Source organism: Mastigocoleus testarum BC008 (assembly GCF_001456025.1).
GTDB lineage: Bacteria > Cyanobacteriota > Cyanobacteriia > Cyanobacteriales > Nostocaceae > Mastigocoleus > Mastigocoleus testarum.
The window spans coordinates 79503-93105 of the sequence record NZ_LMTZ01000112.1 but is presented as its reverse complement, the minus strand read 5'-3'; the positions used below and the strand labels follow the sequence as shown (position 1 = coordinate 93105).

10 protein-coding genes are annotated in these 13603 nt (G+C 33.3%); 9 read left to right on the top strand and 1 reads right to left on the bottom strand.

Features of this window, described 5'->3' with window-relative positions; genetic code table 11:
• Window positions 1-341 precede the first annotated feature (341 nt).
• Complete coding sequence (locus BC008_RS49750) at window positions 342-500, top strand: hypothetical protein (protein WP_161938168.1); 159 nt, start codon at window positions 342-344, stop codon at window positions 498-500.
• Between the two features lie 14 nt (window positions 501-514).
• On the opposite strand, the gene BC008_RS28120 is transcribed toward BC008_RS49750, so the two are convergent.
• Window positions 515-1570, bottom strand: a complete 1056-nt coding sequence (locus tag BC008_RS28120) for a sugar ABC transporter substrate-binding protein (RefSeq protein ID WP_082650652.1) — start codon at window positions 1568-1570, stop codon at window positions 515-517.
• Between the two features lie 1214 nt (window positions 1571-2784).
• On the opposite strand from BC008_RS28120, the gene BC008_RS28115 reads away from it, so the two are divergent.
• The 8 genes from BC008_RS28115 (at window position 2785) to BC008_RS28080 (ending at window position 13582) form a co-directional block, all read left to right on the top strand.
• Window positions 2785-5028 (top strand): GumC family protein, encoded by a 2244-nt coding sequence (locus BC008_RS28115; RefSeq protein ID WP_027844622.1) that lies wholly within the window; start codon window positions 2785-2787, stop codon window positions 5026-5028.
• A gap of 7 nt (window positions 5029-5035) precedes the next feature.
• Window positions 5036-5995, top strand: a complete 960-nt coding sequence (locus BC008_RS28110) for a glycosyltransferase family 2 protein (RefSeq protein WP_027844621.1) — start codon at window positions 5036-5038, stop codon at window positions 5993-5995.
• Between the two features lie 26 nt (window positions 5996-6021).
• Window positions 6022-7347 (top strand): flippase, encoded by a 1326-nt coding sequence (locus BC008_RS28105; RefSeq protein ID WP_027844620.1) that lies wholly within the window; start codon window positions 6022-6024, stop codon window positions 7345-7347.
• Window positions 7348-7699: 352 nt separating this feature from the next.
• On the top strand, window positions 7700-8641 hold the full coding sequence (locus BC008_RS28100) for a hypothetical protein (RefSeq protein WP_027844619.1): 942 nt from the start codon (window positions 7700-7702) through the stop codon (window positions 8639-8641).
• 41 nt (window positions 8642-8682) lie between these two features.
• Window positions 8683-9933, top strand: coding sequence for an O-antigen ligase family protein (locus BC008_RS28095; protein ID WP_027844618.1), 1251 nt, complete (start codon window positions 8683-8685; stop codon window positions 9931-9933).
• Window positions 9934-10021: 88 nt separating this feature from the next.
• Window positions 10022-11275, top strand: a complete 1254-nt coding sequence (locus BC008_RS28090) for a glycosyltransferase family 4 protein (RefSeq protein WP_027844617.1) — start codon at window positions 10022-10024, stop codon at window positions 11273-11275.
• 179 nt (window positions 11276-11454) lie between these two features.
• Entirely contained in the window at window positions 11455-12474 is a 1020-nt protein-coding gene (locus tag BC008_RS28085; protein WP_027844616.1) for a hypothetical protein, read from the top strand.
• 127 nt (window positions 12475-12601) lie between these two features.
• On the top strand, window positions 12602-13582 hold the full coding sequence (locus tag BC008_RS28080; RefSeq protein WP_027844615.1) for a glycosyltransferase: 981 nt from the start codon (window positions 12602-12604) through the stop codon (window positions 13580-13582).
• Window positions 13583-13603: the final 21 nt, after the last annotated feature.

Below are 13603 nucleotides of genomic sequence, written 5' to 3'. Positions count from 1 at the left end.
GGGACGCCCCATTGTTCGCTTTTGCTTCTTTTATTTCTTCATTCTTTATTCTACAGTTATATGCAACTTCACATAGAGTTGGTATTATAGCAAGAATAATCATTACAGCTAAAATAGATATAGCAAAGGTTTTATATTGATAAAACCAAGATAAACTTTTAACAGAAGATTGTGAATTACGTCAAAATAAATATCTCAACAAGATAGTAGAACAAGACTACAGATTTATTAAAAAACTGGTCAAACCAGTTATGAGTTTTCAATGCTAAAGCGTCGTCACTTTAATAGTCAATCATTTAGTACAGCTATAACAAAGCTAAAAGAGAGGAAGAGCAGATGAATTGGGATTAAATAGAATTCAGCAGAAATTAGTGCGTTATATTCCTCTCAAAGTCGGACGAATAATATTAGCGCAGCATGTCCTAACGGACATAGTAATCGCAATATCCGGCGATCGCTATATCCCTAAGGGAGACGCAATACCTATGACACGCGCTTAGAAGAAAGAACTCTTTTAACGATATTGACCTACTTGCTGTTTAACTTTATCAAGATTATCTTTGTCAACAAAACTTGGTCCGGTAGAAATCACCTTTCCTGGTGGAGTAAAATTATGGTTTTTTATTAGTGCCAACCATTGCACTACCATGTATCCTTGTAGATATGGTTGCTGATCTATAGCAAATAAAGTTCTTCCATTTTCAATATTGTTGATAATTGTTTTACTCAAGTCAAAAGTTGCATGGAAAATTTGACTTGATTCTAATTTATTATCTTCCATAAATTCGTAAAACGGAGCAGCACCAATTTGTCCTAATGACAAAACAATATCTGTATTCTTATGGGTTTGATAATCCTTTTCTATTTCTTCTTTGATATTTTTAGGATTATCTTTAGTTATGATAGTGAAATACGGTATACCCTCATCTCTTAATGCATTTTCAAAACCTCGACAACGGGCTTGCAAATTTTCAGTATCTTCTTGGTGATTAATACAAACACCTCTTTTACCACTACTCTTCAGTCTCGCTAGCTCAACTAATTTTTTGCCAGCTTCATAACCAGCTTTTTCTTCATCTTGTCCGATGTAGATATCGTATGGAATATCATCTTTATCTGGACTATTACCTGCATTGTAAGCAATTACTGGAATTCTGCTTTTGCGATCGTCCTGGTGATCCTCCAGAAATGTTGTTAAAGGTTCTCGAAAAAGTTTTCGGTCTGTTAGAGTTACTCCAATCCCATCAGGGTTGTCTTTCAAAGCTTTCTCTATCAATTCCTTTTGTTCTGATGGTTTATAAGGAGTTTCACTAGGACGTAAAAGCTTAACATTAACTTTTAGATCTTTTGCTGCATCATTTATACCCTTCTCAACTACACACCAAAAATAGGACCAAGGACAGGAATCATGTTGAATTAATGTAATATTCAGAACGTTTGAGGAATAGGAAACGGGAAGATTTTTTTGTTTAGTTGCAAGTTCGTTATCAAAGTTTTGCGATTGACAAGCAACTGTTAAAAATAAACACAAACAAATACTGCTTAGCAAGCAGAAAGATTTAGTCATCATTTATTCTCTGCCTTCTCTTCGTTTCAAATTAATACAAATGATGTTAGCATGGTGTTAAAAGCTTACGATTACTCGATAATGAAATTATAAGCTTGAGATATTTTTTATGCTTAATAATTCAAGTATCAACAAACAACTGCTCTGTCCCATTAATTCTGAGGTGTTGTAGAGATGAGATTTTGCTAGCGTTCCTGAAGGGAAACATGTCGCGTCTCTACAGAGTTTATGGGAAAATGAATCTATGAATAAATCTACAATTATTCTTTTTCCAATCGATTGTTTTTACAAATTAAATAACTAAATACTACAGGGGAAATAATTTCAAAAGCTCAAAACACAGATAATTTATTAAGAGGTTTAGAAAATTCCTTGGAGTCGTAAAATAGTATTATTTATAACAATATAAAGCTAACCGTAAATACAAGTAAATTTCATGTAAAGTATGTTGTTTCAGTTGATTTACATTTTTGCCTGTTATATGCTGTTTCCTATGATCCTGATTTAAGGAACTAAGTAGTTAAGGTATCATTCAAAAATATTTTGATTTTAGTTATTTGATACCTAATTTTCTTTCTAGAATTACATTTAATGGTGTGTCCATAATTTTTTTCTAGAAATATCATATAATTTGTAGCCCTTTTGACTTGACTTTATATTGCATTTTACCAATTGTATAATGTATGAATTAAATATAAAATTTTGCTTATAAGTTATAAAAATAAGGGAGTCATATATTAATCGGTTCTTTTTTATATATAAAATAGCCGTAAATACTTACTGATTTCTATTGCTAGGTTATTTGTTGAATATATCACAAAAAATCTCTTTCTAGCTATTTAACTACAGTTTTATGTATATTAAATTCATACTAAAATCTGTTACTATCGGAATTGTTTCATATTAATTAATTACAGCATCTGTACCCTCAATACTTATATCCAATTACGAGTAATTTTATTTAAATATTTGTCATTTAATCCGAGTGTCTAAACGAATGTACTAAAGCTTTTAAAGTAATTATTTTAGATTCAGATAGGTTTTATTATTTTCTTTATTTCACGAAACTTTAAGCTTGTCTGAACTATTTATAGTCTCTCAATTATAGATTGCAATTTAAGTGGACATGTTTTAATTGCATTGTCTGCCTGAAATTACTGAATTTATACTGCCAATTATATAAATTCTCAACGTTATATATTTTTATAACTACGAATATGGAAACTATAAGTAATATTGAAGAAATAGATATTCAAAAATACTTACAAGTTATAAAACGTCGTTGGTTACCTGCTTTGGGCGCGATCGCCCTTACGGTAACAGGAGCTTCATTGTATGCTTTTTCTCTCGAACCTACCTATAGAGCAGAGGGAAGCGTAATGATCAAAAGTAATCGGACGTCTTCCTTGACGGGATTATCAGAAGAATTAGGACGCTTAGAAGCTTTAACCCAAAACCATAATCCTTTAGATACTCAAGCCAGGATAGTAACATCAAATCCCGTACTTCAAGAAACTATTCGCGCGCTCGATTTTAGAGATAAAGAAGGAAAACTTGTACCGATCAATGCTTTAGCTGCAGAATTAAATGTTGAAGGAGTTAAGGGTAGTGATGTTTTATTAATTTCCTATAGCAATCCAGATCCTGAAAAAGCAGCCAAAGTAGTCAATACAGTTATTGATAAATATATCGAACAGAATGTTGCAGCAAATCAAACTGAAGCCAAAACAGCACGCAAATTTCTTTCCAAAGAACTACCAAAAGCAAGAAAATTAGTAAGAGAAGCAGAATTAGAATTACGACGCTTCAAAGAGAAAAATCGGATTATTGCATTAGAGGAAGAAGCCCAAGCAGCTGTAGGAACGATAACTAAGTTAGAAGAACAGATATCTCAGGTCCAAGCCCAACTAGCTCATTTTACTGCACGATTAGCAGTTTTAAGCGATCGCGCTAAAGTTGAACCACAGCAAGCAGTTATATCTGCAGATTTAAGCCAAACAGCAGGAGTACAAAAAATACTTGCTCAAATTCAAGAAGCTGAAAGTCAGTTAGCACTAGAGCAGACTCGTTTTAAAGCAGGACATCCTGGTGTCGTCGCACAACAAAAAAGATTAGAAGCTCTCAAAAATATTCTTCAACAAAGAACAGCTGAAGTCGCAGGTACTGACGGACAGTTTCAAGCAGGAGATTTAGATTTACAAATTGGAGAAATACGACAGGGTTTAATTGCTGAAATTACTCGCGTGGAAGCAGAACGTTTCGGTTTGGAGCAACAAATTATTAAACTCAGAAATAAGTTATATACCTATAAGCGAAGAGCTAATTATCTACCACAACTAGAACAAAACCAACGCGAACTAGAACGCAAAGTCAAAGCAGCACAATCAACCTACGAAACGCTTTTAACCAAAATCCAGGAAATTAAAGTTTCGGAGAATCAAAGAATTCCCAATGCACGGATCATTTCTGCTGCTTTAATACCTGATGCACCCCAAGGACCAAGAAAAGTTCCCTTTATTATTGGTGGAACAGCTGCGGGTATACTCTTAGGTCTAATTGCTGCATTTGGTTTAGATCTAATAGATCGCTCAGTTAAGACTGTTAGAGAAGCTAAAGAAGTATTGAAATACACGGTTCTTGGGGTTATTCCTGCATCGGGTAAGAATCATAAAAATAGCTCTTCTATCGCCGGAGTTAATAGGTCTATTCCTCGAATTATTGGTAAAGATATTCCCCAATTTCCAGTTGGAAATGCTTATCAAATATTACAAGCTAATTTAAAATTTTTGTGTTCTGATAGTCAGCTAAAAAGTATTGTTGTGACAAGTTCTGTGAGCAGAGAGGGAAAATCGGAAGTCGCAGCAAATTTAGCATTAACAATTTCTAGTTTGGGACGTCGCGTACTGCTTGTAGATGCAGATATGCGTCATCCAATCCAGCATCATACCTGGGGATTGACTAATGCGATCGGTCTAAGTAACGTTATCGTTGACCATGTTGATATTAATGCTGCTGTAACAGAGGTTACATCCAACTTAGATGTGCTTTCTTCTGGGGTCTTACCTCCTAATCCTATTGCATTACTTGACTCTCAAAGAATGGCTACATTATTAAGCAACTTTACCCAAAAATACGATTTAGTAATTTTTGACACTCCAGCAGTGGTAGGAACTGCAGATGCAGCGATATTAAGCGATTTAACAGACGGTATCTTGCTAGTTGTACGTCCTGGTGTGGTTGATTTAGATAGTGCAAATGCGGCTAAGGATTATTTAACTCAGTCAAACCAGAAAGTTTTAGGGATAGTTATCAACGGCGTCAATTTGAAAAGCGAACCAAATAGCAATTTGTATTACACCAAAGAGGCTATTGATTCAGCTACAACATTAAATGAAGCCTCATTAATCAAACAAACTATATTCAAAGTTATTCACAAAAACGAAGATATTAATTCAAAATAGAAAAAAGATGAAAACAACTTGTTTAATTAATAACTATAATTATGCATATTTTCTACCGGAGGCTATTAATAGTGCTTTAAATCAAACCGTTAATTTTGACGAAATTATTATTGTTGATGATGCATCTACAGATAATTCTGTAGAAATTATTACTAAATTTTCCCATAAAGATAACTTTAAGTATATCTTAAAAGATAGAAACCAAGGACAACTATCTTCATTTAATGAAGGATTTATTGCTGCGACTGGCGATTTAATATTTTTTCTCGATGCAGATGATACATATGAGTCTAAATATTTAGAATATGCTTTAAATTTTTATCAACGCAATCGGGAGTGTGATTTTTTATTTTGTGCTTATCAAAAATTTGGAGTAGAACAAGGAATATTTCTAGAAGATGAATCGGATCTAGATTTGGGTTATTCAGTACTTAAAACTCTATGTTTAGGAGAATGGATCGGTTCGATTACTTCAACATTGTCAATGCGTAGAGAAATCGCAAATAAGATTTTACCTATTCCGTATATAGATGACTGGCGCGTTAGAGCTGATGATTGTCTTGTCTGGGGAGCTTCTGTCGTTGGGGCTAAAAAGTTTTATATATCCAAACCACTGGTAATGTATAGAATCCATAAAAGTAATAATTTCCATAATAGTAAATCTTCAGGCAAAAATATTAGTTTTGAATATAAGAGATTATTAAAACGCTCGGCAATATTTAACTATTTAATGCAAAAAAATAGTTTAAATTTACCACTACTCTTAGCTCATTATTCCCTGAATGAATTAAAAACAATACCTTGCCCTAAAATTAAAGACTTTAGTTTATATTTAAAAATTATATTCTTATTAGAAAAAAATATTTATTGGAAATTAAAAGGCATCATTTTATTATTTATATATTTTTTTGAGGTTTTGAAAGCTGGAAAATTAAATTCTCAAAATTCAAAATTGAAAATAATTTAAAAATTCAAAATAATCTTAATTTAATAATGCTTAGAAGAGTGAAAATTCCTAACCTATCCCAACTTAAATCCCGTTCTCAACTACGCACAATTCTTAGTAATACAGGATGGTTATTCGCCGATCGCATGCTGCGCATGGGTGCAGGTTTGTTTGTTGGGGTGTGGGTAGCGCGTTATTTAGGAACCGAACAATACGGTATCTTAAATTATGGGTTAGCTTTTGTTAGTTTATTTACACCAATCTTCACTTTGGGTTTAGATGATGTTGTCATACGTCATCTGGTGCGAGAATCATCTAATAAGGAAGAGATTTTAGGAACCACTTTTGGTTTAAAGCTCATAGGTGGAATTGTTTCTGTTCTATTAGTCGTGGGAAGTATCCTTTTCCTGGAAACCAATAAAATACTGACGATATGGCTAGTGACAATATTAGCTATAACTGGAATTTTCCGATCTGCTGATACGATTGACCTATGGTTTCAGTCACAAGTTCAATCAAAATACAGTGTAATTGCAAAAAATATTGCTTATCTACTGAGTATTTTAATAAAGGTGGCGCTCATTTTAAGCAAAGCGTCATTAATAGCGTTTGCTTGGGTGACCCTTGGAGAGATTGTCATCGGTGCGATCGCTTTAATGGTTATCTATCACATCCGAGGATTTTCCAGATTATGGAATTGGAGGTGGAATTTAAGCACAGCAAAAAGTCTGCTTCGAGAAAGTTTCCCGCTGATATTTTCCGGATTTGCGATTCTGATTTTTATGAAAATCGATCAGATTATGTTGGGTCAAATGAAGGGTGATGGTGAAGTTGGGATTTATTCTGCAGCTGTGCGTATTTCTGAACTGTGGTATTTTATTCCCACTACCATAGTGTCTTCTCTTGCTCCTAGCATATATGCAGCCAAAGAAAAATCTGAATATCATTACTATAAGCGGATTGGACAATTATTGCGCTTATTGACATATATCTCTCTGATGATTTCGATTCCCATGACATTTCTCTCTAAATATGTCGTTGCGATTATGTTTGGGAGTGGATATGCAAATGCTGGACCAATATTAGCAGTTCATATTTGGGCTTCTCTATTTGTATTTATGGGTGTTGCAACATCACCTTGGTTTGTTGCAGAAAAGTTAAACCATGTTTCCCTTGGTAAAACTTTATTTGGAGCCATTCTTAATGTCATCCTGAATTTTTTACTAATTCCCGGATATGGGGGAGTCGGTGCTGCGATCGCGACTATTGTATCTCAAGCTGTAGCTGCTTTCTTCAGTAATGCTGTGGATCGAAGGACGCACAAATTATTCAAAATTCAAATTCACTCTTTTTTACCTTTTTCTCCTAATTAATTATTAAATAATAATAAATGATATTTTCTTTAAATATGAGTTTTTAAAAATATTATCGAGGTTTTTTATTAATTTTTTAAGTCTAATTTTAAATTTATATTTATGTTTAATTTAATGGATACATCATAATCAATGAGATTAGAATCAGTCAAACTCAAAATAATCTATTTTATACAATGATTATACAATTATGTTAGTAATAAAAATCATAACTTGTTTGTAATAGSACTTTAGCGCTAAAGCGCTACCACGAGACAAATACAGATATTTTATATTKATTTACATAGTTTACTTTTTTCTCACCTACTTACTTAAATGAAATATTTTTTTTGCAAAATAGAGATAAATTATTATGGCTAAACAATTAGAAACCCCAATTACTTTTATTATTTTTAAACGTCCTCATACCACCGTAAAAGTTTTTGAAAGAATTCGCCAAATTCAACCTAAGAAACTATTTGTAGTTGCTGATGGTCCCCGTCACGAGCGCGAAGGTGAAGCAGAAAAATGTGCAGCGACAAGAGCAATTATTGAAAAAGTAGACTGGGATTGTGAAGTAATTAAGAACTACTCTGAAATTAATTTAGGCTGTGCTCGCAGAGTTTCCAGTGGTTTAGATTGGGTATTTGAAAATGTAGAAGAAACAATAATTTTAGAAGATGATTGTATCCCTCACATTACATTTTTCCAGTTTTGTGAAGAACTATTAGAAAAATATCGAAATGACTCTAGAATTACTTCGATTGCAGGTCAAAATGCTCAATTAGGACAAAAACGCACTGATTATAGTTATTACTTTTCATCCTACAGTCACTGTTGGGGATGGGCTAGTTGGAGACGTGCTTGGAAAAATTACGATCTACATATTAAATTATGGCAAGAAGTCAAGAAATCTAATATTTTAGATAGCATTTTAAATGACTCAAAAGCAGTTAGCTATTGGGAAAGTATTTTTGACTCAATTTATGAAAATCCTATGGGTATAACTTGGGATTATCAATGGACATTTGCTTGTTGGATGCAGGGTGGGTTAAATGTTATTCCGAATGTAAATTTAGTTCAAAATGTTGGTCTCGGTGCAGATGCAACTAATTTTAACTTTAATCAGGATGTTTCATTTATTAATCTTCCTACAGAAGCAGTAGAATTTCCTTTAAAACATCCACCTTTTATTGTCCGGAATTTACCTGCAGATAGGTTTATCCAAAAGACAGTATATGGTGCAACTAGATTGGATATATTTAAACAAAAATTGAAGAAAATACTTCAGGATAAAAAAATAATTAACTGCTGATAATAATTTATCCAAATGAATTGATGATAGGTGGTGAATAAGTGAAATTTCAGCAACTTGAAAAACCAGCCACAATTCTACTAATACTAATTTCTGTTGGCGCTCTTGCGATCAAACCTGCAATAGAAATTTCACCAACTCCCCTCGGGGGTGCATTTGTAGATCAATTATTAAATATGATTTCATATTTAATCTTATCTATTTTAATCATCTATTACTGGAAAGGCTTTGCATATGTTGGTAGTAAAAATATATTTCAATTTTTCCTGTTAGTAGTAATTTTATTTTCTGCTTTATGGTCAGCAGATATGGCTTCGAGCTTAACTTATATTCGAGGTCTAATTCGAATATATTTGCTGGCTATTTATTTAGCAATGCGTTACACCCTCCAAGAACAAATGAGATTCAGCGCTTTTACATTGGGGATAACAGCAGTTTTATCGATAATATTCCCTTTAATTCCAAGTTTTGGAGGAATTCATGTCACACCAGAATTAGCCGGGATGTGGAGTGGAATTTTTGGTCATAAAAATGAACTGGGATATATGATGGCTTGGTGTGCGGGAATTTCTTTGCATTTAGCTCTCAGTGAGTCTAGACATCGCTGGCTAAGATTAGTAATAGTTGGGTTTTCGATTTGCCTAATTATTCTTTCTCGCTCTACAACTTCTTTAATGATTGTTGTAACAATGATATCTCTTTTACCTTTATACAAACTTAGCAAAAATAATAACTATAAATTACAAATAATTACGATTAGTTTTGTTTTAATATTATTAATTAGTACTTCCATTTTGATTCTAGGTAACGCAGAAAATATAGTTGGCGCATCAGGTAAAGACCTTACTTTTAGTGGACGTACTGACCTATGGGAACCTGTATTAAATAAAATCCTCGAAAGACCTTGGTATGGCTATGGATATGCTGGGTTTTGGGATAGTCCATCTGCTTCTAATATTCGATTGACCCATGAATGGGCGAGTAATTCTCATAATGGATTTTTAGAGATAATACTCGATTTAGGAATTGGTGGTTTCTTGATTTTTGCTATTGGTTTTATTCGGTTTTTTATTATGGCACTTAATCGAGTTATATTTGTAGCAAAAAAACCAGAAGATTATTGGCCAATGCAAATGTTGGTAATTATTATTATCCTTAATATATCTGAGGCTAGATTGTTGGTTCCTAGTTGGAATTGGTTGATGTATTTAACAACATCTCTATCTTTAACTATGGAGCATCACAGATTAAAACATCAAGCATCATCCAGTCTAGATATTACACCAACCTGAAATAGATAAGTGCTTACTAAAAAATATATTTGCGAGCGAATAATATATATTTCCTGTTCATTGATAACTGATAACTGATAACTGTTAAATGAAAGTTTTACATTTGAGTACCCATGATACCAATGGTGGTGCGGCTCGTGCAGCATACCGCTTACATAAGGGTCTACAAGATATTGGGCTCAACTCACAAATGTTGGTGCAAGAAAAGTCAAGTAGCGATCAAACAGTTATTGCACCAAAAATTAGGCTGTTTCAAGGCGTAGCTAAAACAAAATTAACATTTGAAACCTTACCACTAAAACTTTATCCCGAAAGAAGCAATAGTACATTTTTTAGTCAATGGTTGCCAGATCGGGTCGTACCACAGGTAACTAAAATCAACCCAGATATTATCAATTTGCATTGGATTAGTGGGGCTTTTATGCAAATTGAATCTATTGCGAAACTAAGACAACCTTTAGTATGGACCCTCCATGATATGTGGGTTTTTACTGGAGGATGTCACGTCGCTCGAGATTGTCAACGCTACACCCAATCTTGTGGTTCTTGTCCTCAACTTAATAGTAGTAGTGATTGGGATTTATCTCGTTGGGTATATAAGCGTAAAGCTAGAGCTTGGAGCAAATTTAATTTCACTAAGCTAACTTTGATTGCTCCAAGTAATTGGATTGGTGAATGCGCCCAATCTAGCTCACTATTCAAAAATTCAAGAGTAGAAGTGATTCCCCATGGATTAAATACTCACACATATCGACCTCTAAATCAACAGTCAGTAAGGGAAATATTTAAGTTACCTCAAGATAAAAAATTAATCCTATTTGGAGCTTTACAAGCAACTAGCGATCGCAATAAAGGTTTTCATCTATTACAACCAGCGTTGCAAAAACTGAGTAAGACTAAATGGAAAGATAATACAGAATTAGTCATTTTTGGTGCATCTGAACCAGAAAATCCACCTGATTTAGGATTTAAAACTCATTATTTAGGGCATTTCTATGATGATACATCTTTAGCTAGTATTTATTCTGCTGCGGATGTCATGTTGGTTCCATCTTTGCAAGAGTCTTTCGGACAGACTGCTTCTGAGTCACTAGCTTGTGGAACTCCAGTTATTGCATTTAATGCAACTGGTTTAAAAGATATTGTGTTACATCAGGAATGTGGTTATTTAGCTAAACCCTATGACATTGATGATTTAGTTAGAGGAATTATTTGGGTTTTAGAAAATCCTCAAAGATATGAAAAATTATCTTCACATGCTCGCGAACGAGCGAAAGAAGAATTTAATTTAGAACTACAAGCAAGGCGTTATTGGAATTTATTTAAAGAACTAGTTAATTGAATAAATATCAGTTTTACTCATAAATTAATTTTAAAGAATACTAAAAATATCGTGTATTAATATTTTATTTGTATTGATTAATTTAAAGTTTATGAATTAAAAGCTAGAGTAATTTTTAAAGCTTTTATGAAATAATTTAGATGTAATTTACATCAAAATTAATTAGGAGTAATGTAAATATGTCAACAGTTCCATTAGCTTTTATCATCTGCACAGAACCGGGTCGCTTAGAGGCTCAATCATTAATGCTTGCAGAGAGTATTCGCAAATTTTGCGGTAATTTAAAAGATACACCAATTTATAGTTTTCATCCTAGAACTGGTACACCAATTGCAATAGAAACTCAAAAAGCATTTGAAGAATTGGGAGTTATTCATCAGCAACTTCCTATTAACCAAGAATTTCATCAATATTATTTAGCGAATAAGCCTTTGACTTGTGCTTATGCAGAAGAAAATATAGATGCAGAAATTCTAGTTTTTCTTGATAGTGATAAGTGCTTTTTTGCAGAGCCCACAGAATTTTTATTACCAGTAGATTGTAACGTACGAATGCGCCCTGAATACGGTCAAGGTATTGGTTCTACAGGTAGTAAAGACCCTCACGAATGGTACTGGAAAAAACTTTATGAAGTCCTAGGGGTAAAACAGGAAGTATTTGTCAATACTCCAATAGGAAATAAAAAAATCAGAGCTTATTGGAACTCAGGTTTAGTTGTAGTTAGAAGGAATGCAGGTATATTTAAATCCTGGAAGAAAAACTTTGAGAAAGTAATGCATTTAGATATTACTCCTCCACAGGGTATTTATTTTGTCGAACAATCAGTTTTATCTATCACTTTATGTGCCTTAGAAGAGAAAGTATCTCATTTTTCCGACCGTTATAGTTATCCATTACCCTTACATAATCGCTTGTCTAAACAATGGCGCTTGAAAAAATGGGATGATTTAACTTCAGTACATTATTTTAACTTATTTTATTATCGCGATTGGAACAAACAGATTAAAAGATTGAAGTGTTTCAATCTTGATTCAGATAAATATAAGTGGTTATGTAAAAAAGTAAATTCCTATCAAATGGCGCGTACTTCCGTACTACATAGACATATGTTAATTGTCCGGAAAATAGAACAAAAATTGAGGGTATTTAAATTAAATATAAATGTGAGTAATTGGCTCGAAAAAGTGACAAGTATCTAAAGTAAATAATATAAATTGATAGATATTTAAGTATTTTTGATTTCATCATATAGAGCGGGGAATTAACTTGAAAATAATGGAATCAATATTTTCATAAATCATTAATTAATAGAAGGAAAATCTCTATATGTTATTTCATGGTTACTATATTTTTAGTACTAAACCTTTAATTGTTTCCTTTCTTGGAAGTTATCCTTTCTTTGGTGGAGTTGTTTATCAGGACAAAAAATTTACACACAAACCTTTACCTAAATGGTTTCGTCCCAAGCATGTTTTAGAACATACTCCTTACTGGTGTGCTGCTCCCAAACAAATGTTTTTACGTAAAATCAAATCAATTCTACACAGTATTGAAGGTAGAACCCATCATTTAATGGTCAATGCTGCAGATGAAGAACAAATGCGTAAACAGTTTCGGGTTCGTGGAGCGCACTTCAATCAAAATTTTTATATTAATGAGTATTTGTACAGACCTATCGAACAACCCAAGATATATGATGCAATTTATACCGCGCAGCTTAATTCGTCAAAGCGCCTTTGGTTAGCAAAAAATATTGAAAAGTTAATGGTTGTATCTTATGGAGGTGACTTACACTCCTACTGTCCTGAATTGAAGCATGCTGATTTTAACAAAGAGTTTATCCCACGTCCTGAATTAGCAAAAAAATACAATCAGGCTTATTGTGGTTTAATTTTGTCTGCATTAGAAGGAGCAAATTTAGCCTCCAGCGAATATTTACTTTGTGGAATTCCTGTAGTTAGTACTCCCAGCAAAGGTGGAAGAGATGAATTCTTTACCCCTGAGAATTCAATTATTGTAACTCCAGAAGCCGGAGCAGTAGAAAGAGCAGTGGAGACTTGGATAAAATTGTCACCCGAACCAGAAAAAATTCGCACGCAAACTCTCAAAAAAATCAACGATTTGAGACTAGATTATTGTTCTTACATCGCTCGACTAATAGAAAAAGAAGGTGGCGATCGCCACGATCCAAAAACTTTGATGGAAAAATACTTTGCTCCACCTCAAGGGATTCAATCTCGCTATGTGAAGTTAGAAGAATTACATAAATTGACTCCAGAGGATTTCAGCACCAGATTTTCTCTCTAAAAATCAGACATGCTCTGAGAT